Origin of the sequence: Pseudomonas sp. Tn43 (genome assembly GCF_014192635.1) — a bacterium.
Classification (GTDB): domain Bacteria; phylum Pseudomonadota; class Gammaproteobacteria; order Pseudomonadales; family Pseudomonadaceae; genus Aquipseudomonas.
In genome coordinates this window covers 425,311-451,804 of the sequence record NZ_JACHYG010000002.1, presented here as the reverse complement: position 1 = coordinate 451,804, position 26,494 = coordinate 425,311, and the positions used below count along the sequence as shown (strand labels likewise).

Genomic DNA, 26,494 nt, shown 5'->3' with positions numbered 1-26,494 from the left:
ACCCATTCGGCAACGCATAACGCGGATGGATGTGGATCAAAACCTGAACAAGAGCACACGCTATGAGTCCAGTAAGCCAACCCGGCGCCACCGCGCCACAAGACGACGACATCAAGGTGTTGCACAGCATGGGCTATGCCCAGCAGCTTTCGCGACGCATGGGCGTTTTCTCCAACTTTGCCATTTCCTTTTCGATCATTTGCATCCTCTCGGGTGGCATCAACTCGCTGGCACAGGGCACTTCGGGTGCAGGCGGTGCGGCAATCGGTATCGGCTGGCCACTGGGCTGCCTGATCTCCGGGGTTTTCGCCATGGCCATGGCACAGATTTCCTCGGCCTACCCAACCGCTGGCGGCCTCTATCACTGGGGCTCGATTCTCGGTAACCGCTTTACCGGCTGGCTGACGGCCTGGTTCAACCTGTTGGGACTGATCACGGTGCTCGGCGCGATCAACGTCGGTACCTATTACTTCTTTTTCGGTGCCTTCGGACCGGCCCTGGGAATGGAAGACACCATCACCACACGGATTACTTTCCTGGCGGTCCTGACCGGCCTCCAGGCCTTGTGTAACCACTTCGGCATCGGCCTGACCGCAAAACTCACCGACTTCTCAGGCTACCTGATCTTCGCCACGGCGCTCGCCCTGACTATCGTCTGCCTGATCGCTGCGCCCAGCTATGAATTCACCCGACTGGTGACCTTCAGCAACTATTCCGGCGAGGCTGGCGGCAACGTCTGGCCACAGGTGTCGAACGGCTGGATTTTCATGCTCGGCCTGCTCTTGCCGATCTACACCATCACCGGCTACGACGCCTCGGCGCATACCTCCGAAGAAACCCATCGGGCATCCGTGTCGGTACCGGTCGGGATGGTCAGCTCGGTGGCTTGGTCGCTGCTGTTCGGCTGGGTGATGCTCTGCTCGTTTGTGCTGATGCTACCGAGCATGGACGAAGCGGCAAAGCAGGGTTGGAATGTGTTCTTCTGGGCGATGGACACTCAGGTGAACCCGACGATCAAGATGGCGCTTTACGTGGCGATTTTCATCTCGCAGGTTCTCTGTGGGCTGGCGACCGTGACCTCGGTTTCGCGCATGATCTTCGCGTTTTCCCGTGACGGCGGCCTGCCCTTCTCCAAAGCATTGGCCTCGGTCTCACCGACCCATCGCAGCCCCGTGCCAGCGATCTGGACCGGTGCCACGCTCGCGGTGTTGTTCGTGTGGGGATCGTCCCTGGTATCGATCGGCGAAACCCCGGTTTACACGATCGTGGTCTCCTGCACGGTAATCTTCCTGTTCTTCTCCTTCATCATTCCCATCGTGCTGGGCCTGTTTACCTACGGGACTGCGAAGTGGCCGACCATGGGGCCGTGGAACATGGGGCGCGGGTTTTATTCGTTGTTCGCCATCCTCTCAATCCTTTCGATGGTGCTGATCTTTTTGATCGGCATTCAGCCACCGAACGATTGGGCGCTGTACATCACGCTCGGTTTTCTGATTCTGACGGCAATTGTCTGGTTCGCCTTTGAAGCCCGGCGCTTCCAGGGCCCGCCCGTGGGCGACATGATCATCAAGCGTCAGGCAGAAATTGCAGCGGCTGAAGAGGCGTTGAATAAACAGGCGGGGTCGTAAAACGATCTGTAGCAGCTGCCTAGCCTGCGAGGCTGCTGCTACAGAGCGCTCGGTTTTTTGGCGTCGAACCGAATCCGGATCAACCAACAGGAAGCACGTAAATGGACCGTCTCACGGCGAAAGATTTCCCCCCGGAACTGCTCGAACTCTACGACTGCTACGCCCACGGTAAAATCAGCCGTCGAGCGTTTCTTGATCGTGCGGCGCTGTTCACCTTTGGCGGATTGACGGCAACGGCCCTCCTCGCCACTTTGAGCCCGAATTATGCGCTGGCCGAACAGGTGCAATTTACCGACCCGGATATCATTGCCGAGTACATCACCTACCCCTCGCCCAAGGGTCACGGGAAGGTTCGTGGCTATTGGGTGCGCCCTGCCAAAGCCACCGGCAAGGTACCGGCGGTGGTGGTCGTGCATGAAAACCGTGGGCTTAATCCTTACATCGAGGATGTCGCCCGGCGCCTCGCCAAAGCGGGGTTCATCGCACTCGCCCCTGACGGCCTGACGTCGGTGGGCGGCTATCCCGGCAACGATGATAAAGGCCGGGAACTGCAGCAGACCGTCGACCCGGAAAAGCTCATGAATGATTTTTTCGCCGCCATCGAGTGGCTGATGAAGCATGACGCCACCGGCGGTAAAGTCGGCATCACCGGCTTCTGTTATGGCGGTGGAGTCGCCAATGCCGCAGCCGTGGCCTATCCGGAGCTAGGGGCCGCCGTACCCTTTTATGGCCGTCAGCCAAAGGCTGAAGATGTCCCCAGAATCAAAGCCCCACTGTTGCTTCACTATGGCGAACTGGATACACGGATCAATGAAGGGTGGCCCGCCTACGAACAGGCGTTGAAAGCGGCCGGCAAGACCTATGAAGCCTATATCTATCCAGGGGTGAACCATGGCTTTCACAACGACTCCACCCCTCGATACGATGATGCCGCCGCCAGGCTTGCCTGGGACCGGACACTGGCCTGGTTTCGGCGTTACTTGGCTTGATTAAGCAAATACACATAATGGCGATACGGAATAACACTTATGAAGAAGTCACTGAACCTATCGTTCTTCATCGCCATTCTTAATATTGAACCTACCGCCTGCTAACCCACCGCGATTAATAAAATAATATTAAAAATTACGTTCCTCTTATCCATTGCATATTTATCCGCGCCTGCTTAACTGCAAAAACTGCTGATGACAGCAGTGCCTAAACACCACGGAAGGAACCGTTATGAGCAATTCAACTCGCCATAGCATGCCCCCCTATGGGGTGGCCATCCAAAGCGCGATCAAGGCAGGCGACCTGCCGCAAATGAAGACGCTGTTGAAACAACGCGATGCATCCACACCAGAAAACAAAGAGCTAACTACCGCTTACGAGCAATTGGCAAAGGAAGTCGCACGCCTGGAAAAGCACTAACAGCTATTTCCGCTCCCCTTATTGCAATGGAGGCAATAACCATGTCTGGTTTTACTCAACAATCTGTCGGTTTGTTTCCACTCGCCTACCGAATTGGTACTTCGGCAGCGGGTGCACAAAGTCTGGCACTTAATCTTTTGGTCTTTACCCCTGACGAGACTGTAAACGGCACCGCTGCAATCACTCAGGCGACCAACCCGCCGCTGGATGTGCACACCGATGTCTGGGGCGAGTACACCTACCTGACAGTCATGTCACCCGGCGTCAGCAAAATCCTGATCACCGCCCAGGGCAATCATGGCGGCCCTGGCTCCAATTCCATCGTGAATTTCAAGTTGCAACTGGTGGTGGGCACCGACTGGAAAGAAGGCGTCGCCAACTATTCGTACTTGAATGGTCAGCAGCAGTGGGTCGAGGTCAACAATGCGCCCGCCCACCTCATTGAGGCGGTGCCGTCCCGCGTCTCCCCGCTGCCGTTGGAACCCGGTCCGGTCATTCCGCCGGAATCATCGTATCCGCCCATCATGCCGCTGTACGCCGCGCCGATTCAAAGTGCAATGGCCAGTGGTGACCTGGCCCAGATGAAAAACCTGTCGCGCCTGGCCCAGCAGCAACTGGATCAGCAACCCCAACTGCAGAGTGCGCTTGAAACGGCCAAGGACGAAATCAGCCGCCAGGAACGCCGCTGACTCGACCACGAAAGATGCCCGACTTGTTTTCAATACAAATAAGGGAGTAGCACCATGTCAATCGGACTTTTTCATACCCGCCTCAACGTCAGCAATCACCTGCTGGGCGCACCGGTTTTAACCCTGGATCTGCTGGTGGATACCGCAAAGAAAAAGGTCAGCGGGATTGCCAGTATTTTCCAAAGCACCTACCCGACCCTCAACTTCCGTGCCCGCGTATGGGGTGAGTACTCCGAGGCCAAGCTGACGCCGACGGCGGAGAATCACATCATCCTCACCTTGGCCGGCAGCCCGAGCGGCCCTCTCAGCCAGATCGCCCAGACCTTCGGTTTGAAGGGCATCCTGGGCGGCGATTGGGCCAGCGGTTATGTCGACTACAAATATCAGGAACAGGGTCACTGGCATTACGTGAAACACGCAGCGGTCAGCCAGGCTCCCGCAATTGTGCGCCCAGAGCATCCGCACCATGCGGTGCCGCTCTACGCCGTCGCGGTACAGCAAGCACAAGCCAGCGGTGACCTGGCGCAACTGAAGGCCGTGGTCAGCCAGGGTGAACAGCAACTGGCCCACAGCGGTGCGCTGCGCAATGCACTGGACCAGTTGAACGTTGAAATCGCCCGGCTGGAGGCTCGCTAACCACGTCCCCCGTAGCAGCTGCCGAGCCTGCGAGGCTGCGTTCGGCTGCGCAGCAGTCGTAAAACCTGCCCATGCGGTTTACCTGATAGACCGCAGTGCCTGAATTCACGACTGCTTCGCCGCCGAACGCAGCCTTCGGCAGCTGCTACAGATTGCATTACGGCTTATCTGACGGGGATTGGCCAATGCTCGGGCTCAACAATAAAAGGTAAATCCGGTCGCGCCACTGACCCAAGGAAGGCGCGAACACTTCGATGGATTCGTGCCGCGCACGCGTTGTGCGCAAGGATTTTCCATGTCAGACACTCGACCTGCCCGCTACCTCAGTGAAACCGACCTCAAACGCTACGTGCCGGTGCATGTGGTCTGGGAGATCACCCTGGCCTGCGACCTCAAATGCCTGCATTGCGGCTCACGCGCCGGCCACAGACGCCCCGATGAATTGAACACCCGGGAATGCCTGGACGTCATCGATTCCCTGGCCGCCCTCGGCACCCGCGAGATCACCCTGATCGGTGGTGAAGCTTATTTGCGCAAGGACTGGACGCAACTGATCCAGGCCATCCACGATCACGGCATGTACTGCGCCATACAAACCGGCGGACGCAACCTGACGCCCGCGAAAATGCAGGCAGCGGTAGATGCCGGGCTCAATGGCGTCGGTGTTTCACTGGATGGATTGGCCCCGCTGCATGACGCGGTGCGCAATGTGCCGGGTTCATTCGACAAGGCGGTTGATACCCTGCGACGGGCCAAACAGTCCGGCCTTGCGGTGAGCGTCAACACGCAAATCGGCGCAGCCACGTTGCCCGACTTGCCCGAGTTGATGGACCTGATCATCGGCCTGGGCGCCACTCACTGGCAGATCCAGCTGACGGTCGCGATGGGCAATGCCGTCGATCACCCGGAGCTGTTGTTGCAGCCTTATCAACTGCTGGAAGTGATGCCGTTGCTGGCGCGTCTGTATCGCGAAGGGGTCGACCGCGGCCTGCTGATGAACGTGGGCAACAACATTGGTTACTACGGCCCTTACGAACACATGTGGCGTGGTTTCGGCGACGAGCGCGTGCACTGGAGCGGCTGCGCCGCTGGCCAGACTGTGCTGGCGCTGGAAGCCGACGGCACGGTAAAGGGATGTCCGTCATTGGCAACCGTGGGATTTTCCGGCGGCAACGTGCGCAACATGAGCCTGCACGATATCTGGCACTACAGCGAAGGCATGCACTTTGGCCGCTTGCGCGGCGTCGAAGACCTGTGGGGTTACTGCCGAAGCTGTTACTACAACGACGTCTGCCGTGGCGGCTGCACCTGGACGTCGCATTCCCTGCTCGGCAAACCCGGCAACAACCCCTACTGCCATTACCGCGCGCTGGACCTGCAAAAACGCGGGCTGCGCGAGCGCATCGTCAAACTCGAAGACGCGGCGAAGACCTCCTTCGCCGTCGGACGTTTTGACCTGATCACCGAACGCATCGACACCGGCGAAACGGTCAGCAGCGTCAGCGACAGCGGCCAGGTGATCAAACTGGCCTGGGCAAACCAGGGCCAGAAATCGCCGGACGAAGGACGTATTCCACCGCAACTGGCGCTGTGTCGGGGTTGCTTGCAGTACATCCATGCGCACGAAGTGACCTGTCCTCACTGCGACGCCGATGTGGCCGCTGCAGAAGCGGTGCACCAGACAGACCGTGCGCGGCAACAAGCGATTATCAACACCCTGACCGGCCTGCTGGGGATGCCGCGAAATACCTTAATGTGACTTCGTCATGCCCATAAAAACGCCCATGTAGGAGCCAGGCTTGCCGACGAAGGCGTCCTAAAGAGCGCCTTCGCCGGCAAGCCTGGCTCCTACGAAAAGCCAAGGCGGCCCTTGCGCAAAACTTGCCTCCAGCCACTCCTTGAATGCCATGAGCGTTGCCGGCGTGAACGCCGCTGACGCTCGCACCAGATAAATCCCGCCCTGGGCATCCAGGTCCCACTCCGGCAGAACGCGAACCATCTGGCCGCTGGCGATCTCCCGGCTCATCAGCCACTCGCCGGCGCCCAAAATACCGACGCCGGCCTTGGCCGCGGCGAGCAACGCCTCGCCGTCGTTCGAGGTCAAGGTGCCCCTGGTGATGACCCTCTCCTGCCGATCACCCTTCGACAAGCGCCATTCAGGGAATGCCGCCAGACCGGTGAAGCCAAGGCAATTATGATCAGTGAGTTCCTTCGGACTGGTCGGTAAGCCGTGCTGTTCTATGTAACCCGGTGAGGCGCAGAGAATGCGCCGATGATCGCTGAGCTTCTTAGCGACCAGGCGGTTGTCGTTCAATTCGCCAATACGAACCGCCGCATCGAATCCCTCACCAATGATGTCGACCACGCGATCGCTGTAATCCACCTCGACGGAGACCAGCGGATGAGCCGCCAGAAATTCCGGCAACATCGACGCCAGCCACAAACGCCCCATCGCCGCAGGAAAAGCCAGGCGCAAGACGCCACGAACCTGCGCCGCGCCCAGTGACGCTTCCTGCTCGGCTTCGATGATCAACCCCGTGGCGGAGCGCAGACGTTCGACGAGACGGTTGCCGGCATCGGTCAACCGCACTTGACGCGTCGTGCGCTCCATCAGCCGCACGCCCAAGCGCTTTTCCATGGCCGCCAGGCGCTTTGAAATCACCGTCGGATGGCGTTGCAGCAAGCGTCCGGCAGCCACGAACGAATGCGCCGAGGCGACCGCAAGAAGCGCTGCAATTTCATCGATGTGGCGGCTGTCCAGTGGGTTCACAAAACACTCTTTTGTTCAGGTAAAAACAATCACGGCTTGAGGACGATCGCTCCGCGAGATTGGCCGCCTTCCAGATCGGCATGGGCCTTGGCCACGTCGGCCAATGCATAGCGGCCCCAAATGCCGGGCTTGATTATGCCCGTCTCGACCGCGGCCAGTACATCATCGGCCCGTTGCCGGTATTCGGCGATGTCCGTGGTGTGCGCGGCGAGTGAAGGACGGGTCAGGAACAGCGAGCCTTTGGCATTGAGCGTGGCCACTTCGACCGCCGTCGGCGCTCCGGAGGATGCCCCGAAAGACACCATCAACCCGCGCGGTCGCAAGCAGTCGAGCGACGCTTCGAACGACACCCGCCCGATGGGATCGTAGACCACATCGGCTTTCTTGCCGTGGGTGATCTGCGCCACATCCGCGGCCAGTGTCTGGGCATTGAACACCAGCACCGCATCGCAACCCAGCGCCTTGGCTGTCTCGACACTCTCGGCCCGGGACACAATGCCGATGACAAAAGCCCCCAGGTGTTTGGCCCACGTCGCCATGATTTGCCCGAGGCCGCCCGCTACGCCATACAGAACTAAAGTGGTGCCGGGGCCGACCGGATACGTCGTCTTCAGCAGGTATTGCGCGGTAATGCCTTTGAACAACACTGCGGCGGCCTCTTCAGCCGTCAATGCGTCTGGAATCGGCACCAGCCGCTCGGCCGGAAACAGCCGCGCACTGGCGTAGGCGCCAACAGGCCCGGTTGCGTACGCCACCCGATCACCCACCTTGACGTTGTTCACCCCCGCGCCGATGGCGGCAACCCGGCCCGCCCCTTCAAGGCCCAGACCCGACGGTAATGGCAGCGGTACGGCGCCCTTGCGCTGACTCACATCAAGGAAGTTGACGCCAATCGCCTCCTGCTCCAGCCAGACTTCACCCGGCCCCGGCTCACGCGCCGTCACCTGCTCGATGGTCATCACCTCAGGTGCGCCGGTGTGTGCGATACGAACGACAGAAACCATTGCCTGACTCCTTCACTTCAGCGCAGCCCATCTGCGCTGTGTGGGGGAAGTATCGGCATTCGATTTCATGCGAACAATACAGCCTCACTGCAGTTCATTACTGCATGCAGTGCAGCAGTGTGAAACTCGCAGCGTCAAAGCGACAGCGAGGGCCAGGACGATCAATAGCATGGCGACGGCAAACGTTACCTGCATACCACTGGCGATGGCGACGGGAGATGCCGTGGTGATGTCTGCCGTCGCCGAGGCAAAGGCAAACACCGCGCCCATGACCGAGGCGCCGGTGATCAGCCCGAGATTGCGCGACAGGCTGAGCAGGCCGGAAATTACGCCGCGCTGATCCGGTCGGACGTCGGCCATGATCGCGGTGTTGTTGGCCGCCTGAAATAACGCATAACTGGCCGTGATCACCGCGATAGGCGCGAGATAACCGAGGATGCCGAAATCCGCCGGCATCGTCGATAAAGCACCCGTGCCGAGTGCCATTGCGACAAGCCCGGCGACGGTCATGCGCCGAGTGCCAAAACGATCCACCAGGCGACCGGCCGGTATACCGGTCAGCGCCGCCACCAACGGCCCTGCCGACAAGGCGAAACCGACAAGTGCCGTGCCGAGCCCAAGCGCCCCCGTAAGATAAAACGGCCCGACCACCAACGTCGCCATCATCACCGTCGAAACCAGCGTGTTCATGGCCAGGCTCGCGCTCAATCCTGGCTCGCGGAACAGCGCCAATTTGATCAATGGCGAGGCAACCCTGGCCTCAACGAATATGAAAATCCCGGCGCCGACAACAGCCGTCAGCAGCAGCGCGATATTGAGCGGCCCAAAATCACCGTGCCCGATTGTCATGGCGAGCGCATACGCCGCTAGCGTCAACCCCAGCAGCAACGTGCCAGCCTTGTCGAATCCTGCCCGCCGCGTTTTCGTCTGCGGCTCATCCGTCGGCAAATAGCGATACGCGAGCCAGATATTCAGAACACCCAGCGGTATGTTGAGCAGAAAAATCGCCTGCCAACCTGCGCCTGCGATCAGCATCCCACCAAGCGACGGCCCCAGCGTGGTGCCGACCGCCGACATCGTGCCAAGCAATCCCATAACGCTGCCGGTCTGTGCTTTCGGCACCGTCTCACCCACAAATGCCACGGTCAGCGCCAGCATGATCGCCGCCCCGCCCCCCTGCACCGCCCGGGCGCCGACCAGCCACCCAAGCGACGGCGCGACCCCACACGCCAGGGACGACAAGGTAAAAATACCGATGCCCGCCAGTAGCAAACGTCGACGGCCGACCAGGTCACCGATTCGTCCGACGCTGACAATCAGCGTGGTGATCGCCAACAGATACGCCAGAACGATCCACTGCACTTGCGCAAAGGAAGCCTCGAACGCCTCGGCCAGTGTCGGCAATCCCGCGTTGGCAATGCTGGTGTCGAGCGAAGGCATCAACATCGACAGCGAAAGGCTGGCGAGCGCCCAGCGAACCGAGCCCGATTGGGTGATGAGTTTCATGGTTTGGCCACATCTGAAAGGTAGATCAGCAGCGTATTCCCGAGCGTGATAGGGCGGAAGACGCACCACTTGCACCTAATAGTTGCGTTTGACGCCATGTCATCTCCACGTCGTGCTAACGTTGCGGGCATGACGACTCCCGACCTGAATTTGCTGATTACCCTGGATGCGCTGCTCGCCGAAGGCAGCGTCGCACGCGCCGCGCAACGACTGCGCCTGAGCCCGTCGGCCATGAGCCGGGCACTGGCGCGATTGCGCGAAACGACGGGCGACCCGCTGCTGGTCCGGGCCGGACGCGGGCTGGTGCCAACGCCTCGGGCGCTCGAATTGCGCGAACAGGTCAGTCGACTGGTGCAAGACGCCGAAGCTGTTTTACGCCCCGCCGAACAGCTCGACCTCAAGCAATTGAGCCGTGTATTCACGCTGCGCACCAGCGACGGTTTCGTTGAAAACTTCGGTCCGGCGCTGATTGCCCGTGTCAGTGAACAAGCACCTGGCGTGCGCTTGCACTTCGTGCAAAAGCTGAACAAGGACAGCGCCGCCCTCCGCGACGGTTCCGTCGACCTGGAAACCGGTGTGGTCGGCGGCACGACGAGCCCGGAAGTGCGTACCCGTGCGTTGTTCGAAGATCGCTTCATCGGCGTCGTGCGCACGGGGCATCCGCTGAGCAAAGGCGAAGTCACCGCCTCCCGTTATGCCGCTGGCAGGCACATCCTGGTCTCGCGACGCGGGCTCGATAAGGGGCCGATGGATGAAGCCCTTGAAGCGCTGGGGCTGGGGCGGGAAATCATCACCCTCGTCAGCGGTTTCTCCGCCGCGCTGGCGCTGGCTCGCGCCTCGGACCTGATCGCCACCGTGCCTGCACAACACACCGCAAACCTGCGTGCCGGCCTGCACAGTTTTGATCTTCCGCTTAACCTGCCGCCGATTACCCTTTCGATGCTCTGGCACCCACGCATGGATGCCGACTCAGCGCATCGGTGGCTGCGTGAATGTGTGCGCAAGGTTTGTGCGCAGCCCGGTTAAGCGACACGCTTTTGTAGCAGCTGCCGAAGGCTGCGTTCGGCGGGTCGTGAGTCCCGTTAACGCGTTCTACCAGACATGGCGCACTCTCTGATTTTACGACTGCTACGCAGCCGAACGCAGGCTGCGCAGCTGCTACGGATCGCATTGCGGCCTGGTATCACAATCTTCAGCCCTTCCTTTTCTGAAGCCCCTTTAACCGCACATTCGCGCGCTGCACCGCCGCCATTTTTTCCGGACGCTTCATGCGTTTCCATTTTCTGATGTCGTCTTTGGTGCGGCCACAACTGACACACAGTTCACCGCTCAGCTGGCAAACGGAAATACACGGGTTTTCGATATCCTTGGCCACGTTTCAACCCCGCGTCGAACGCTTGTGTGCCAGGCGCTGCTGCCAGTTGCCGGCATGGGTGCGCTGACATTGTTCTTCAGAATCGAACTGCACATGGGCCGCTACCGGATTGACGAGAACATCCGCTTCACTTAACGCCACGGCTGTCAGTTCGACCATGCGCGCACCCTGCCCGCTCGCCAGCGCTTGATCCTTGTTGGCCTGTGTATCGAAGACCCAGATCACCTGCAGGCTGGAAGGAAAGACCGCGTAATCGACTTCATGGGTCAGCCAACAGAACCCGATTATTTCCGCTTTGGCGGTTTCACACGCCTCGGTCAGGGTGGCGACCAGGCGACGTTCGATATGGGCCTGATCGCGTTTGCTTAAAGACATCGGGGTAAGGGTCCTTGGTGGGTATCGGTGAAAAGGGGCTCATCATACGATACCGTTTGGCGAACAACGGAATTCGGGCTGATCCGAGCGCTCCCACAGCTTTTGTGTTGGAGATCATATAAACGACGCATGCCCTGTAGGCGCTGCCGAAGGCTGCGATCTTTTGATCGGCCTCATCTCGACGGCAAAAGATTCTGCCTATCAAGCGTGAATACCCCACCTATTAGCTGACTGCTTTATAGGCGTCTAACCTTAATGCAGCGTCGGCGTGACGCCGGCCGGTTGAGACTTGATAAAGATACGAATGAATCAGAAGCGTACTAGGCTTGCCGTGGGCCACCGTATAGGCAACTCGATTTGCCGCTATTCAGATTCCCCTGTGACCACGATGAACGGTTGATCGAACGGCTGCAGCCTATGTCATTGATTTCGCTCGTCGCTATTGCGTGCCCACCCCGGGCTCGATAGCCGGATGATTACGACCAAAGGTAACGCACACATGGCAAATGAATCGAAATGCCCGTTCAATCACGCCGCCGCGGGCGGTGGCACGACGAACCGCGATTGGTGGCCGAACCAACTGAATCTGAAGATCCTGCACCAGCACTCGCCCCTGTCCAACCCCATGGACAAGGATTTCAACTATACCGAAGCCTTCAAGAGCCTCGACTTTCAGGCGCTCAAGCAAGACCTGAACGCCCTGATGACCGATTCGCAAGACTGGTGGCCGGCAGACTTCGGTCATTATGGGCCGCTCTTCATTCGCATGGCCTGGCACAGCGCCGGCACCTATCGCGTTGGTGATGGTCGTGGCGGTGCCGGCTCCGGTCAGCAGCGTTTTGCACCGCTCAACAGCTGGCCAGACAACGTCAGCCTCGACAAGGCGCGGCGGCTGCTCTGGCCGATCAAACAAAAATACGGTCGCAACATCTCCTGGGCCGACCTGATCGTCCTCACCGGCAACGTTGCGCTCGAATCCATGGGCTTCAAGACCTTCGGTTTTTCCGGTGGCCGGCCAGACGTCTGGGAACCGGATGAAGCTGTCTACTGGGGCTCGGAAAGCAAGTGGCTGGCAGGTGACACTCGCTACGAGAAAGACAAAAAGGAACCCATGCAAGAACCCGGCGAAGGCCCCCTCGTTGCAGAGCCTGGGGAAAATGAGGACAGCCGTACCGACAAAGGACGTAACCTGGAAAATCCGCTCGCCGCGGTACAAATGGGCCTGATTTACGTCAACCCGGAAGGCCCGGAAGGCAATCCCGATCCTCTCGCTGCGGCAAAGGACATCCGCGAGACCTTCGGCCGCATGGCAATGAATGACGAAGAAACCGTCGCGCTGATCGCTGGCGGCCACGCCTTCGGCAAGACCCACGGCGCCGGACCAGCCGATAACGTTGGTGCCGAGCCCGAAGCTGCAGGCCTCGAACAACAGGGCCTGGGCTGGAAAAGCACCTTCGGCAGCGGCAAGGGTGGCGACACCATCACCAGCGGCCTGGAAGTGACCTGGACCACCACACCCACAAAATGGAGCAACAACTACCTGGAAAACCTGTTCGGCTTCGAGTGGGAACTGACCAAGAGCCCCGCCGGTGCAAGCCAGTGGACAGCCAAAGATGGCGCCGGCGCCGGCATCATCCCGGACGCTCACGACCCGTCGAAGCGGCGTAATCCGACCATGCTGACCACGGACCTGGCCCTGCGATTCGACCCGATCTATGAGCCGATTTCGCGGCGCTTCCTTGAGAACCCCGATCAGTTGACCGACGCCTTCGCCCGCGCCTGGTTCAAGCTGATCCACCGCGACATGGGGCCGCTTTCGCGCTACCTCGGCCCGGAAATGCCCGACGAAGAACTGCTGTGGCAAGACCCGATCCCGGCGGTCGACCATGCCTTGGTCACCGACAGTGACGTGGCCGCACTCAAGGGCAAACTCCAGTCGTGCGGCCTGTCGGTCTCGCAACTGGTATCGACCGCGTGGGCAGCGGCCTCCACCTTCCGCGGCTCCGACAAACGCGGCGGCGCCAACGGTGGACGCCTGCGCCTGGCTCCGCAGAAATTCTGGCAAGCCAACCAGCCTGAGCAACTGGCGAGTGTATTGGCGAAACTCGAGAGCATCCAGAACGAGTTCAACAGCGGCGGCAAGAAGATCTCGCTGGCCGACCTGATCGTGCTGGCTGGCTGCGCCGGTGTCGAACAAGCGGCAAAAAATGCCGGCCACACCGTCACGGTGCCTTTCACGCCGGGACGAATGGACGCCTCGCAAGAACAAACGGATGTTGAATCCTTTGGATACCTGGAACCTGCCGCCGATGGATTCCGCAATTTCCTCAAGAGCAGATACCGCGTTCCGGCCGAGGCCTTACTGATCGACAAGGCGCAACTGCTGACACTCACCGCGCCGGAAATGACCGTGCTCCTTGGTGGGATGCGCGTGCTCAATACCAACGTCGGGCAAACCCAGCATGGCGTCTTCACGAAACAACCGGAAGCGTTGACCAACGACTTCTTCACAAACCTGCTGGACATGAGCGTGGAATGGAAACCGGTCTCGGACGACAACGAGGAGTTCGAAGGGCGCGACCGGAAAACCGGCGACCTTAAATGGACGGGTACCCGGGTTGATCTGGTGTTTGGTTCGAATGCGCAGTTGCGGGCCTTGGCTGAGGTCTATGCCAGCGACGATGCGAAGGAAAAGTTTGTGAATGACTTCGTTGCCGCCTGGGACAAGGTGATGAATCTGGACCGGTTTGATCTGAGATGATCTGAGCAATATTGCTGAAACCCGCAACGCCTCCCTGTGTGGAGGCGTTGTGGTTTTTGCTGATCTATCGGCCAGGATAGATTGCCAATGTTCGTAACGACCCCTTGGATAAAGGACTGCCGAAAGCTTCCGACGACAGCATTGTTACAGGGGGCAAGCGCGCTCTTCCCGGCCTTGAGCAGCAGTCCGAATCCAAACCACATCAGATAGGCTGCCCCCAGAACTTTTACGATCAGCGCCGCCCAAGGGAACGCAGCAAATACAACACCCGATACCTGCGATTGCACAGGTGGCCCAGAATAAATTGACCAATACGATGCCTGCTACCAAGGCCAAAGCTTCTGACCGCGTAGCCGCCACCGCTTTGTGAACTACTGCAACGAAATTTGGCTCTGGAATAACGCCACCGGCCAGTCTTTTGATCTTCAGCATCCGCGGCTTTACATGCCGGTAGAGAACTCTGACCGATATTCGATTGCAGGTCGTAGGGTGCGAAAAGCTGCATCGTATTGACAAAGTATCTGCAGAGCCCAGTCGGCACGTGCCCGAATGCGAATATCACTTTCATCTGAAGGTTCTGCGCTGTTTAACATCGACTCTACGTTTCTGATGATGAGTTGTTCAGGCAAATACATGATCCGGCTATTTTTGTAGCTCGATGCACGTAACTCTGCAATTGGATATGCCCCGCCAAGTCCTGCCGAAACGCCCACCAACAGCGCAGGCTTATGTCCAAGTTCGCCGAAACCTGCGTACAAAAAGAAGTTTTTCAGGGCTGGGCAAGCCATGCCATTCCACTCTGGGCTGATCACGACCAGTGCCGTTGCTCTTTTGAGGATGGATTGCTGGGCATTCCAGACTTTGTCGGTGTCTTCTTCTGGCCAAAGCGGTAGCCGACTGGAAGCCAGGTCTATCAGTTCGCTTGAGTCACACAGCTGAAGTTTCTCTAATCGATCGCGCAGATACCTGGCGACTTTGACTGATTGACTGTTTGATCTGTTCGATCCGGCCAGCAGAACGATATGACGACTCATCGCACCACCTTCTGGCTAGCATTTACCTTGGGTGCGGTACGACGGGAACGCACGATTGGCCAGAACAATTCTTCTTTCCAGCTTATCGGTGACAAGTGTTCGATTCCGTAGGCTGGCGGGCGCCGACGGGTAATTTTTGCGGTTCCGAACAGTACGTCCCAAAAAAACAACAGGTTGCCAAAATTGCCTTTGTAATGGGTAACGCCATCCTCGGCAGTCAACCCGTGATGCGCAGAGTGAGTGGAGGGTGTGGAGAAGGTTCGCTCCAAAATCCAGACAACCGGGCGTAATGCGCGAATGCGATAAAGTTTATCGTCCCACGCCACGCTGCTGTGTGCGGCGAAAATCACGGTCATTTTCAGAATCAGATAACCATAATAAACGGGTGCAAGCCCAAGGTAGATCAGCACCCCGGATAACCAGATGCCGGGCATCAGAAGATAGTAGAAACTGTTGTTGCGATAGACGATGCGCACACTCATATAGGGTGCGGAATGATGCGCACGGTGCAATGCATAAAGTGCGGGAACCCGGTGAGTCAGGCGATGCCACCAATATTGGCTCATGTCATCGAACAATAAAAACAAGACAAATCCTGCAATCCATGGGATTCCAGCCAACGCATCCTTCATCTCCGGTACAACCTGACTTGCTATCTTGCCGCTTAGCCACATGACTAAAGGGAACGTGATCGCCACCAGGATGCCGGAACCGACGACTTCAATGAGTACGTCACGTTTACCGCCTGATGACTGACGAAACGAGGAACAGGCAAGTTCCAGCAAAATGAAGGCAAGGAAAATCCCGGCCACTATTACAGCAGGGTTATTGGCGAGCATAGTTATATTCATGGCACTCTCGATTCAGGCCCTTGCGGGCAATGCCATGTCATTAGAAACCCAGGAGCCAACCCTCCCAATGCGCGAAATGGACAGAATCGAGCTAGAACCGGCCAATCGCCCGCCCCAGCGCTTTCATCGAGGCCGGCTGGGCCAAGTCCTGGAGCGCTTTCTTGACAGCCAGGTTTCCCGAAAAAGCACGGATTACAGCCTGATCGAACTGGATCAACTTTGGCGCGAAGCGGCGCGCATTGATCCGGCTATCGGGTTAAAGCTGTTCGCGCTGTTCACGCCTCAGGACTGGCACGTCCTGGCTTATCTTTGCCTTTATAGCCCCGACGTTTTGTCGTCCATGCACCTTTGGGCGCAGTACGCACCGCTTGCATCGGACACCGACAATGTGAGGTTGGTGAATGACGAAAACGGCGTCGGGATCGAGCTGTGCGTCGATGCGCCAGGCGAGTTGGCGCGGTACGTCATCGAACACTACGGCGTGATGTCCATCGCGCAATTGCGACGTGGAACGGGGCAGAATGTGCAGCCGATTCTGGCAAAATTCAGGCATTCGCGTCCGTCGTATTACAAGCAATACACCCAATGGTTTGGAGACCGTATCGAGTTTGACTGCCCGGTTAACCGCTTCTATTTCCATGCGCAAAGCTTGAGTCTACCGATGCAGACCCGTCATCACGGGATGCTGGAGTTATTGACTCAGGAACTGGATCGACGGATTGCCGCGCATCGCAATTTCAGCGGTTGGTCAGCCAAGGTCGCCGAAGGTGCGCGACGCTCTCTGGCCAGAGGTGAAACGCCAAATCTTGACGATCTGGCAAAGGCGCTGCACCAGACGCCCAGAACATTACGCAGACGCCTGGAAGAACAAGGCACGACCTTCAGGCAATTACTCGATCAGGTTCGTGCAGAACTGGAATTGCATCTTGAATTGCAAGGCGAGTCGTTAACGGAGATTGCAGCCCAATTGGGCTACAGCGATTTGACGGCTTATCTCCATGCTCGAAGTCGGTGGCGTGACAGGAAATAAGGTGGCGGCCAGATTATCCTGGAGTGTGCCCCCGGACGGTTGCCCAGACTGGCTGGAGAAAGTGTAGTGGGTCGCTGGCAGGTGGGCTGTCTCACTTTTTGATGGGCGTGACGAGCTCCTTTTCGTTGCTGTCGAGGACAAACACGGCCAGCAGGCGAGCTGGCTTCGTGTCGCTGGCATTGGCGCTGACTTCGTGCACGGAGCCCGGTTCCTCTACGAAGTTTTCGCCGACGTTGTAGATCTTTTCCGGCTCGCCTTTGATTTTGATGCGAAACGAGCCCTCCAGGACCGTGGCATAAATGAACGCCGTTTTCGGATGGGTGTGGGACGGCGACGCGGCGCCCGGCCCATACTCGACGAGCACGCCCTTCATGCTCTTGCCAGAGAGGTTGGGAATGGGCCGATCGAATACGACCGACACCTTGCCTGGGGGCGGCTCGGCGGCCGATGCTGCGCTGATCGACAGTGCCGCGACGGCAGCGGCCAAGAGATTTCGGGTAACCATGGCGATGCTCCTTGATGCGTAGGTGGTGTGAGCGCGCGGCCCGTTACCGAGCCGTCGACTGACCGAGCCAGTCCTCGAAGTGGATCGCGCCCAGGCGCGGGTTCTGGCCGGGGGTCAGCGATTGATCGTCGAGCACCGAACCGAAGTAGCGCGCATGCACATCCGGCACGACTTTGCGCGCGTCCTGAGTGGCCCGCAGGAAGCGCCTGACCAGTTCGTCGAGCGGCATGGCCTCGGGGCCGGCGACTTCGACCGTGCCATTGACCGGCGTTGCCAGCGTGACTTCGGTGAGCGCCGCCACCACGTCGTCGGACGCCAGCGGCTGGATCAGCGCCGGTGACAGGCCAATCTCCTCACCGACGGTGGCCGCCTGCGCAATGCCGCCGACAAACTCGAAGAACTGTGTGGCCCGCAGAATGGTGTAAGGAATGCCGGACGCCTTGATCAGGTTTTCCTGCGCGACCTTGGCCCGGAAATAGCCGTTCTCGGGAAGCCGTTCACAACCCACGATCGACAGGGCTACGTGATGGCGAACCCCAGCATCCGCCTCGGCAGCCAGCAGGTTACGGCTCGACGTTTCGAAGAAATCGAGAACGGCCTGGTCTTCCCACGAAGGCGCGTTCGCTACGTCGACGACGATATCGGCGCCATCCATCGCCTGGGCCAGGCCCTCGCGGGTGATGCTGTTCACGCCCGTGCTGGGGGCGGCTGCGAGCGCGTCATGGCCGCGCTCGCGGAGGATATTCACAAGTTTCGATCCGATGAGGCCGGTGCCTCCAATGACGACGATCTTCATGGTTTCTCTCCGCTACTCTCGACTGCAACCATTGCTGTCGGTGCAGATCGAGAATGCCAGCGTGCGTCAGGGACGTCCTTGTACCGGTCTTGGGTTTGCCTTCAAGGAAGCTTGGTTTTTCGTCCAGAAAACAGTTTTCGACGGGTATCTCTTGCCGCGGGCGCTGCCGTATTATCGATACCACTTACCAATAGCCAGCCCGGACACGGAGTCGAGGGGCGCTGGACCAGGGGACTCTTCACCTTGCCATTCGTGTTTGAAGACTACGTGCTCGATCAGGAGCGCCGGGAACTGACCTTGCGCGGGCAAGTGGTGGCTGTCGGGCCGCAGGTCTTCGATCTATTGCTGCAGCTTGTCAGCAACCGCGATCGCGTCGTCAGCAAGGATGACCTGCTCAAGGCGGTGTGGAGCGGTCGGATCGTCTCGGAGTCGACGATCACCAGCCACATCAATGCGGTGCGCAAGGCCATCGGCGATACCGGCGAAGAGCAGCGCCTGGTGCGTACGGTCGCTTGTAAGGGATACCGCTTCGTCGGCGAAATCAAAGTGGATGAGATCGGGGAAACGCGACAGCCTGGCATCGAAGAACCCACGCCTGTGGACTTGAAGCAAACGCCTGCTCCCCCGCTCGTCCTGCCGGATAAACCCTCCATTACCGTCTTGCCCTTCCACAACCTGAGCGGCGATCCCGAGCAGGAGTATTTCGCCGACGGCATGGTGGAAGACATCATCACCGCCCTGTCGCGTATCCGCTGGCTGTTCGTCATCGCACGCAATTCGAGCTTCACCTACAAGGGGCGGACCGTGGACGTTCAGGGCGTCGGCCAGACGCTCGGCGTGCGCTACGTGCTGGAAGGTAGCGTGCGCAAATCCGGGAACAAGATACGCATCACCGGGCAGTTGATCGACGCGACGACCGGAACGCATATCTGGGCGGAGCGCTTCGAAGGAATGCTCGATGACATCTTCGAGTTGCAGGATCAAATCGCCGAAAGGGTCGTCGGCGCCATAGCGCCGCAGCTGGAACGGGCGGAAATCGAGCGCGCCAAGCGCAAACCGACCGAAAGCCTGGACGCTTACGACTATTACCTGCGCGCAATGGCAAAACTGCACAACGGCACCCGCGAAGCCATCGAGCAAGCATTGGCATTGTTCTCCAAGGCCATCGAGCTCGATCCGGAGTTCGCCTCGGCCTATGGCATGGCAGCCTGGTGCCACTTCTGGCGCAAATTGAATGGCTGGATGACCGACCGGCCTCGAGAAATCGCCGAGGGCGTACGACTCGCACGTCTGGCGGTGGAGCTCGGCCGGGATGATGCGGTGGCGCTGACGCGAGGCGGACATGCACTCGGCCATCTCGCCGGCGATATTGATGGCGGCATTGCCCTGCTCGACAGGGCACGCCTGCTCAACCCCAACCTCGCCCCTGCCTGGTTCCTGGGCGGAATCCTGCGCGCGTTGCGCGGTGAAACAGACGCCGCCATTGAAGATTTAACCCATGCCGTTCGCTTGAGTCCGCTGGATCCGGAAATGTTCAGGATGCAGGTCGGGATGGCGCTCGCGCACTTCATCGCCGGACGCTTCGGTCCCGCTTCCATCTGGGCGGAAAAAGCGCTGGGGAATCTACCCAGCCTCCTGGTGCCGGCCGCCCTGATGGCGGCCAGCCACGCGCTGAGCGGACGTATGGACAAAGCGCAGCAGGCGATCCAGCGTTTGCACGAGCTGGATCCTTCCTTGCGCGTCTCCAACCTGAAGGACTGGCTGCCAATCCAGCGTCCTGAGGATTTTGCACGGCTTGCCGATGGGTTGCGGCTGGCTGGGTTGCCTGAGTGACCGCGGGCCGGTGAACGGCCAATGGCTTGCTGCCCAAGCGCAGTAAAAAGCCCCGTCCCATTTGGTTGGGACGGGGCTTTTTTATTTTTCAGATCAAACGGTCAAAAGGTTGCAGCCTTCTCCAACAGCACCTCCAGCGGATGACGCAGTTGCCTGTTGGCGCGACGCTTTACCTGACTGCGACAGGAGTAACCCGTTGCCAGTGCTTCTCCCGCCTTGTCCAGCTTGCCGGCCCATGACTGCTCGAAAATGGTTCGCGAGGTGTCCTGGTTGCGGGCTTCATGGCCGTAGGTTCCGGACATGCCACAACAGCCCGTCGCCTCCGTCACCAACGTGAGGCCAAGCCGGGCAAACACGGCTTCCCATTGCGAAGTACTGGCCGGCACATTGGTCTTCTCGGTGCAGTGCGCCAGCAAACGGAATGTCTGTGTTGCGGGTTGCGGGTTTTCAGGCAATGCATCGAAGAGCCATTCCTGGGGCAGCAAGACCTTTGGGCAATCATTGAGCCCCGGCACTTTCTGATATTCCTGGCGGTAGACCAGCGTCATCGCCGGATCCAGCCCCACCAACGGTACTTCGCAGTCGGCCAATGCCTTGAGTTGACTGGCATTACGAATTGCCGCTTTGGCGAATGCGCCGAGGAAACCCTGTACATGCAACGGCTTGCCGTTGGCACTATAAGGCGCCAGAAACACGCGATAGCCCAACTGATGCGCCAACTGGATAAAGCTCGCCAGCAACGGTGTTTCGAAGTAACGGGTGAAAGCGTCCTGCACCAACACCACGCTGCGCTGACGTTGCGCGACGGTGAGCTCGCGCAGGGCTGGCACGCTGGCGACGGCCACCTTGCAGCGGGTCAATGTGGCCTGTAAGTCATATCGATTGATCAGCGGGCTGTCGAGCATACCGACGTGTCGCGCAAGCAAGCGGCTCATCCATGTTGAGCCCATTACCGCGTTGTACAGGCCCGGCGCATAGGCCATATAAGGAATGGTGAACTCCAGCGAGCCGATCAGGTAATCGCGAAGCGGACGTTGGTAACGACCGTGATAGAGCTCCAGAAAACGCGATCGGAATTCCGGGACGTTGACCTTGACCGGGCATTGTCCGGCGCAGGATTTACAGGCCAGACAGCCCGCCATCGCGTCGTAGACTTCGTGGGAGAAATCCGCCTCGCCGCGTGAGCGTGCCAGGTTATTGCGCACCCTCGCTGGCAACCCGCGCAACCACGACAACTTGCCCCGCGCCGCTTCCAGTACATCGATATTGGCCGCGCCTTGCAGACGCAACCATTCGCGAATCAATGACGCCCTGCCCTTTGGCGAATGCTGGCGTTCACGGGTGGCTTTCCACGACGGGCACATCGCATCGTCGGGGTCGTAGTTGTAGCAAGCGCCGTTACCGTTGCAGTGCACAGCGGTGCCGAAACTTTGCCAGACACGCTCGTCGATTTGCCGATCCAGCTCCCCGCGCAGCGTCACTTCGTCAACCTTGAGCAAGCCCTGGGCAGCATCCGGCGGAGCGCAGATTTTGCCGGGGTTGAGCTGATTGTGCGGATCGAACGCGCCCTTGAGCGATTGCAGCGCCGGGTACAGCTCGCCAAAAAACTCAGGGACATATTCGGAGCGCAAACCCTTGCCATGCTCGCCCCACAACAAACCACCATAGCGCCGGGTCAGCTCGGCCACGGCATCGGAAATCGGTTTGACCAGCGCGGCCTGGGCCGGGTCTTTCATGTCCAGCGCCGGGCGCACATGCAACACACCCGCATCGACATGCCCGAACATGCCATAGGCCAGGCCATGGCTGTCGAGCAAGGCCCGGAACTCAGCGATGTAGTCGGCCAGTTTTTCCGGCGGCACGGCGGTGTCTTCCACGAACGGCTGCGGGCGAATCTCGCCTTCGACGTTACCCAGCAGCCCGACCGAGCGTTTACGCATGGCGTATACCCGGGTCACTGCTTCGCCACCTTCAGCCAACGTGTGGCCCAGCCGCTCGATCGTCGTGTCGGCCTGCAGATGCGCCACGAAGGACGCCACGCGAGCGTTCACTTGCGCCAGGTCTTCCCCGCTGAACTCCACCAGATTGATACCCAGCGTCGCGCGCTCGGCGTCCGACGGGAAATACTCGGCGACGCTGTGCCAGACAATGTCTTTCATTGCCAGCATCAACACTTTGGAGTCCACGGTTTCGATGGACAGCGGCTTGTGCGCCAACAACGCGTTGGCGTCACGCAGCGCATCCATGAAACTGGCGTAGCGTACGTTCACCAACACCGAGTACTTGGGAATCGGCAGCACGTTGAGCTTGGCTTCGACGATGTAGCCCAACGAACCTTCCGCACCGCACAGCACGCTGTTGAGGTTGAAGCGTCCGTGCTCATCACGCAGGTGCGCCAGGTCGTAACCCGTCAGGCAGCGATTGAGTTTGGGGAACACCGATTCGATCAGCTCGGCCTGGGTTTGCTGAATATGCCGCGCGGTGCGATACACCTCGCCGAGGCGGCCGGATTGTGCGCACACCACTTCCAGTTCCGCGTCGGACAAAGGCTGACTGTGCAAGCGCTCACCGCCGAGCAGTACGCTGTGCAGTTCCAGAACATGATCGCGGGTCTTGCCATAGGTGCAGCTGCCCTGGCCGCTGGCGTCGGTGTTGATCATGCCGCCCACGGTGGCGCGGTTGGAGGTCGACAGCTCCGGGGCGAAAAACAATCCATGAGGCTTGAGCGCGGCATTGAGCTGGTCCTTGACCACGCCCGCCTGCACCCGTACCCAACGCTCGGCGACATTGATTTCGAGGACAGCGTTCATGTGCCGTGACAAATCGACCACGATGCCATCGGTCAATGACTGACCGTTGGTCCCGGTGCCGCCACCTCGGGGGGTCAGGTTGATCTGGCGAAAGCGCGGTTCGGCCATCAAGGTCGCGATGCGCACGATGTCGTCCGCGTCCAAGGGGAACACCGCCGCTTGCGGCAGACGCTGGTAAATCGAGTTGTCGGTCGCCAGCACGGTCCGAGTGGCATAGTCGGCACTGAGCTGACCGCGGAAGCCGCTGGCGCGCAAGGCTTGCAGAAATTCGGGGTACTGTGCCGCGGGTTCAACGGTCATCAACGGGGCGATCATCGCTGGATGGTCTCTTGTAGGTCTAATCACGAAAAATCAAAACACTTGTCGCCTGAGCATTAATACGTCAGCCTCAGGTCGTCGGCTGCGCCAATGATCCTGCAGGCTCGGGCACCGGACAAACGGATAATCCTGCCGCTATCGATGACTTTTACGAATGAATTACCGACACCTCACCCCCTCGATGTCGTTGCTGCTGGCCTTTGAAGCCGCCGCCCGACATGAAAGCTACACCCACGCGGCGCTGGAACTCTCGCTGACCCAAAGCGCAGTCAGCCGCCAGGTCCAGGCGCTGGAGCAGCAACTGGGCCTGACGCTGTTTCGCCGTGAAGGCCGTCAAGTGAAGTTGACCGATGTCGGTCGTCTTTATCAGCGGGAAATGAGCGAAGCGCTCGGACGCATCCGCAGCGCCACGTTGCAGGCCATGGCTTATCAATCAGGCAGCGGCACGTTGCGCCTGGCGACATTGCCTACCTTTGGCTCGAAGTGGTTATTGCCGCGCCTTCATGACTTTTATAAAAGCCACCCTGGCATGCTGGTGCACATCAACTCCCGGATCGATGCCATCGACTTTGAAACCAGCGGCATCGATGCCGCGATTGTCGTCGGCAATGCTGATTTACCGGGCCTGATCAGCCATCGGCTGCACACCGAAGAACTGATAGTGGTCATTTCTCCGCAAGCGGCCAAGGCCCATGACGCCTGGCCTGCGGAGCGCATTGGCGGGCAGACGCTGCTCAATGTGGCGAGTAATTCCAACGTCTGGGGCGAGTGGTTCAGCCACCACGGCTTGCCCCATCGAATGATGCGCCTGGGGCCGAGTTTCGAACTCACCTCACACTTGATCCAGGCCGTCAGAGCCGGCATCGGAATAGGTCTGGTGCCTCGTATTCTGGTGGCCGACGAATTGGCCAATGCAGAGCTGATCGGCCTGGACCTGCCCTTCGCCAGTCAGCGCAGCTACTACCTGACCTACCCGCCGCGCAACGAAATGCTGCCGTCGCTCGTTGCGTTCCGTACCTGGTTGCTGAAACAGATATAAACGCCCGCCCAAGATCTCAAGGCCAAAGATGGTCCTGCCCTTACGCCGGAGAGATCGTGGCGAGCGCACCAATCAAAATGGTCAACATCAGGAATCCACCCAGGAAAAATGCCATCTTGCCCATTGGGCCTCCTACGTAATGAGTTTGCGGTGCAGCGGCTACCGCCTCTGCTGACCGTGCTGTCATTGTGAGCCGCAGGCTGATCCCATTACAGATGCAGATGGCGAAGGAAAAACCGTATCAGACCCGAACTGAACAATAGGACGACTTATCGTGACCTGCGATCTGTAGCAGCCGAATGCAGGCTCGCAGATTGCAATATTTGAATGAAAGCTACACTGAAGTTGCTTGAATCTTGCGTCCCCTCTTTCGGGAGCGCCAGGTGGATCTAACGATTGAGCCAGGCTCAGTGCGGTAGAAGCCTGTTTGACTGGTACGAAACGGCGACTTTAATGCGTTTTAGTTGTTCGTACCCAAATGAGGGGGTGTGACATCAACCCTGTTCCAGCAGCGAAAAAGCAGTCTGTTCGGTGGCATGCGTCACTCGAAGAGGTCATGCAGTGCATTAGCGACCATCTCTTGTTAGCCCGTCACCTCTTGAACGATTCCGTTTTGGTAAGGAGATTCAGATGGTCGATTCCGTCAGCAACATCGACAAAGATGCCCTGCCTCACAAAGATACCCAGATCTCTACCTCCAGCGATAAGTTGAAGCTTGGAGCATTGATCGCTCTGGTCGTCGGCTCCATGGTGGGCGGCGGGATTTTTTCGCTACCGCAAAACATCGCTAAAAGTGCCAGTGCTGGCGCCACGTTGATCGGCTGGCTGATCACTGGCGTCGGCATGCTGATGCTGGCATTCGTCTTCCAGACACTGGCCAACCGCAAGCCCAAGCTCGATGGCGGGGTTTACGCCTATGCCAAGGCCGGATTTGGCGACTACATGGGCTTCTCTTCGGCGTGGGGTTACTGGATCAGTGCCTGGATCGGCAACGTCAGCTACATGGTGTTGCTGTTCAGTACCCTGGGTTTTTTCTTCCCCATGTTCGGAGAAGGCAACACGCTACCGGCAATCATTTGCGCCTCCGTACTGCTCTGGCTCCTGCATTTCCTGGTGCTGCGCGGAATCAAGGAAGCCGCCTTCATCAACGTGATCACAACCATCGCCAAGATGGTACCGCTGGCGCTGTTCATTGTTATTGCCGGCGTGGCCTTCAAGATGGATGTTTTTACCAGCGACTTCTGGGGGGCTGGCAACAGTGACCTGGGCACAATAATGAATCAGGTTCGCAACATGATGCTGGTCACCGTCTGGGTGTTTATAGGCATTGAAGGGGCCAGCATCTTTTCCGCCCGCGCTGAAAAGCGCAGCGACGTCGGCAAGGCGACCGTGGTTGGCTTTATTGGCGTGCTGCTGTTACTGGTTCTGGTTAACGTGTTTTCTCAGGGGATCATGGCCCAGGCACAACTGGCCGGCCTGAAAAATCCGTCCATGGCGGGCGTACTGGAACATGTGGTGGGTCACTGGGGGGCAGTGCTGATCAGCGTAGGGCTGATCGTCTCACTGGTCGGTGCGTTGTTGTCCTGGACGCTTCTGTGCGCGGAAATCCTCTTTGCCAGTGCCCGCGACCACACCATGCCGGCATTCTTGCGCAAGGAGAACACCAACCAGGTCCCCGCCAATGCGCTATGGCTCTCCAACGGGCTTATCCAGCTGTTCCTGATTATCACGCTGTTCAACAGCTCCACCTATCTAAGCCTGTTGTACCTGGCAACCTCGATGATCCTGGTGCCGTACTTCTGGTCCGCCGCCTACGCTCTGCTATTGGCCTGGCGTAACGAAACCTACGAGCAGGCTCCGGGCGAGCGCACCAAGGACCTGGTCATCGGGGCGATCGCTGTGCTCTATGCCGTTTGGCTGGTGTACGCGGCCGGGGCGCAGTACCTGCTGCTGTCTGCATTGCTTTATGCGCCTGGCGCAATCCTGTTCGCCAAGGCCAAGCGCGAACTGGGCCAACCGGTGTTCACCTCCATTGAAAAAGTCATTTTCGTTGTCGTGATGATCGGTGCGCTGCTCGCAGGATACGGCCTCTACAGCGGCTTCCTCAGCCTTTGAAGCAAGGGT

The 26,494-nt window shown here is 59.1% G+C and carries 22 protein-coding genes and 1 pseudogene; 12 read left to right on the top strand and 11 right to left on the bottom strand.

Annotation, left to right across the window (positions count from 1 at the left end; all coding sequences use genetic code 11):
• The first annotated feature begins 62 nt into the window (after positions 1-62).
• The 6 genes from FHW68_RS06340 (at position 63) to FHW68_RS06315 (ending at position 6,122) form a co-directional block, all read left to right on the top strand.
• On the top strand, positions 63-1,628 hold the full coding sequence (locus tag FHW68_RS06340; protein ID WP_183679408.1) for an amino acid permease: 1,566 nt from the start codon (positions 63-65) through the stop codon (positions 1,626-1,628).
• 101 nt (positions 1,629-1,729) lie between these two features.
• Entirely contained in the window at positions 1,730-2,617 is an 888-nt protein-coding gene (yghX, locus tag FHW68_RS06335) for a YghX family hydrolase (RefSeq protein WP_095630682.1), read from the top strand.
• 232 nt (positions 2,618-2,849) lie between these two features.
• Positions 2,850-3,038, top strand: a complete 189-nt coding sequence (locus FHW68_RS06330; protein ID WP_095630681.1) for a DUF1843 domain-containing protein — start codon at positions 2,850-2,852, stop codon at positions 3,036-3,038.
• 41 nt (positions 3,039-3,079) lie between these two features.
• The gene (locus tag FHW68_RS06325) at positions 3,080-3,727 is read left to right on the top strand and encodes a DUF1842 domain-containing protein (RefSeq protein WP_183679405.1); all 648 of its coding nucleotides are present in this window, start codon (positions 3,080-3,082) and stop codon (positions 3,725-3,727) included.
• Between the two features lie 54 nt (positions 3,728-3,781).
• Positions 3,782-4,363, top strand: a complete 582-nt coding sequence (locus tag FHW68_RS06320; protein WP_095630679.1) for a DUF1842 domain-containing protein — start codon at positions 3,782-3,784, stop codon at positions 4,361-4,363.
• A gap of 295 nt (positions 4,364-4,658) precedes the next feature.
• A complete protein-coding gene (locus tag FHW68_RS06315; RefSeq protein ID WP_095630678.1) occupies positions 4,659-6,122 on the top strand; it encodes a GDL motif peptide-associated radical SAM/SPASM maturase in 1,464 nt (487 codons plus the stop codon).
• Between the two features lie 57 nt (positions 6,123-6,179).
• Here FHW68_RS06315 and FHW68_RS06310 read toward each other — a convergent pair whose 3' ends face one another.
• The 3 genes from FHW68_RS06310 to FHW68_RS06300 form a co-directional block, all read right to left on the bottom strand.
• Complete coding sequence (locus tag FHW68_RS06310; RefSeq protein ID WP_183679403.1) at positions 6,180-7,133, bottom strand: LysR family transcriptional regulator; 954 nt, start codon at positions 7,131-7,133, stop codon at positions 6,180-6,182.
• Between the two features lie 29 nt (positions 7,134-7,162).
• On the bottom strand, positions 7,163-8,137 hold the full coding sequence (locus FHW68_RS06305; protein ID WP_183679401.1) for a quinone oxidoreductase: 975 nt from the start codon (positions 8,135-8,137) through the stop codon (positions 7,163-7,165).
• An 84-nt stretch (positions 8,138-8,221) separates the two neighbouring features.
• Entirely contained in the window at positions 8,222-9,643 is a 1,422-nt protein-coding gene (locus tag FHW68_RS06300) for an MFS transporter (protein ID WP_095630675.1), read from the bottom strand.
• Positions 9,644-9,772: 129 nt separating this feature from the next.
• On the opposite strand from FHW68_RS06300, the gene FHW68_RS06295 reads away from it, so the two are divergent.
• On the top strand, positions 9,773-10,669 hold the full coding sequence (locus FHW68_RS06295) for a LysR family transcriptional regulator (protein ID WP_183679399.1): 897 nt from the start codon (positions 9,773-9,775) through the stop codon (positions 10,667-10,669).
• Positions 10,670-10,835: 166 nt separating this feature from the next.
• Here FHW68_RS06295 and FHW68_RS06290 read toward each other — a convergent pair whose 3' ends face one another.
• Together FHW68_RS06290 and FHW68_RS06285 are read right to left on the bottom strand one after the other, a co-directional pair.
• Positions 10,836-11,018: a DUF1289 domain-containing protein gene (locus FHW68_RS06290; protein WP_183679397.1), complete on the bottom strand. Its 183-nt coding sequence runs from the start codon at positions 11,016-11,018 to the stop codon at positions 10,836-10,838.
• Between the two features lie 3 nt (positions 11,019-11,021).
• Positions 11,022-11,393, bottom strand: a complete 372-nt coding sequence (locus FHW68_RS06285) for a hypothetical protein (RefSeq protein ID WP_183679395.1) — start codon at positions 11,391-11,393, stop codon at positions 11,022-11,024.
• 472 nt (positions 11,394-11,865) lie between these two features.
• On the opposite strand from FHW68_RS06285, the gene katG reads away from it, so the two are divergent.
• A complete protein-coding gene (gene katG, locus FHW68_RS06280; RefSeq protein ID WP_095630670.1) occupies positions 11,866-14,154 on the top strand; it encodes a catalase/peroxidase HPI in 2,289 nt (762 codons plus the stop codon).
• 80 nt (positions 14,155-14,234) lie between these two features.
• Here katG and FHW68_RS27410 read toward each other — a convergent pair.
• The 3 genes and pseudogenes from FHW68_RS27410 to FHW68_RS06265 form a co-directional block, all read right to left on the bottom strand.
• Positions 14,235-14,586 (bottom strand): annotated as a pseudogene (locus tag FHW68_RS27410) (LysE family translocator); the annotation flags it as partial.
• Positions 14,587-14,594: 8 nt separating this feature from the next.
• Positions 14,595-15,188 carry an NADPH-dependent FMN reductase gene (locus FHW68_RS06270; RefSeq protein ID WP_183679393.1) on the bottom strand — a complete coding sequence of 198 codons (594 nt, stop codon included), beginning with the start codon at positions 15,186-15,188 and terminating at the stop codon, positions 14,595-14,597.
• A complete protein-coding gene (locus FHW68_RS06265; RefSeq protein WP_183679391.1) occupies positions 15,185-16,039 on the bottom strand; it encodes a sterol desaturase family protein in 855 nt (284 codons plus the stop codon). Before FHW68_RS06265 ends, FHW68_RS06270 begins: the two co-directional genes overlap by 4 nt.
• A 67-nt stretch (positions 16,040-16,106) precedes the next feature.
• On the opposite strand from FHW68_RS06265, the gene FHW68_RS06260 reads away from it, so the two are divergent.
• Positions 16,107-17,069: an AraC family transcriptional regulator ligand-binding domain-containing protein gene (locus tag FHW68_RS06260; protein WP_183679938.1), complete on the top strand. Its 963-nt coding sequence runs from the start codon at positions 16,107-16,109 to the stop codon at positions 17,067-17,069.
• A gap of 91 nt (positions 17,070-17,160) precedes the next feature.
• Here the strand turns inward: FHW68_RS06260 and FHW68_RS06255 are convergent, their stop codons facing one another.
• Positions 17,161-17,574, bottom strand: a complete 414-nt coding sequence (locus FHW68_RS06255; protein ID WP_183679389.1) for a cupin domain-containing protein — start codon at positions 17,572-17,574, stop codon at positions 17,161-17,163.
• 43 nt (positions 17,575-17,617) lie between these two features.
• On the bottom strand, positions 17,618-18,370 hold the full coding sequence (locus tag FHW68_RS06250; protein WP_183679387.1) for an SDR family oxidoreductase: 753 nt from the start codon (positions 18,368-18,370) through the stop codon (positions 17,618-17,620).
• Between the two features lie 243 nt (positions 18,371-18,613).
• On the opposite strand from FHW68_RS06250, the gene FHW68_RS06245 reads away from it, so the two are divergent.
• The gene (locus FHW68_RS06245) at positions 18,614-20,203 is read left to right on the top strand and encodes a winged helix-turn-helix domain-containing protein (protein WP_183679385.1); all 1,590 of its coding nucleotides are present in this window, start codon (positions 18,614-18,616) and stop codon (positions 20,201-20,203) included.
• 101 nt (positions 20,204-20,304) lie between these two features.
• On the opposite strand, the gene FHW68_RS06240 is transcribed toward FHW68_RS06245, so the two are convergent.
• A complete protein-coding gene (locus tag FHW68_RS06240) occupies positions 20,305-23,328 on the bottom strand; it encodes an FAD-binding and (Fe-S)-binding domain-containing protein (protein WP_183679383.1) in 3,024 nt (1,007 codons plus the stop codon).
• Between the two features lie 157 nt (positions 23,329-23,485).
• On the opposite strand from FHW68_RS06240, the gene FHW68_RS06235 reads away from it, so the two are divergent.
• Positions 23,486-24,370, top strand: coding sequence for a LysR substrate-binding domain-containing protein (locus FHW68_RS06235; RefSeq protein WP_183679381.1), 885 nt, complete (start codon positions 23,486-23,488; stop codon positions 24,368-24,370).
• A gap of 687 nt (positions 24,371-25,057) precedes the next feature.
• Positions 25,058-26,485 carry an arginine-ornithine antiporter gene (gene arcD, locus FHW68_RS06230; protein WP_183679936.1) on the top strand — a complete coding sequence of 476 codons (1,428 nt, stop codon included), beginning with the start codon at positions 25,058-25,060 and terminating at the stop codon, positions 26,483-26,485.
• Positions 26,486-26,494 lie beyond the last annotated feature (9 nt).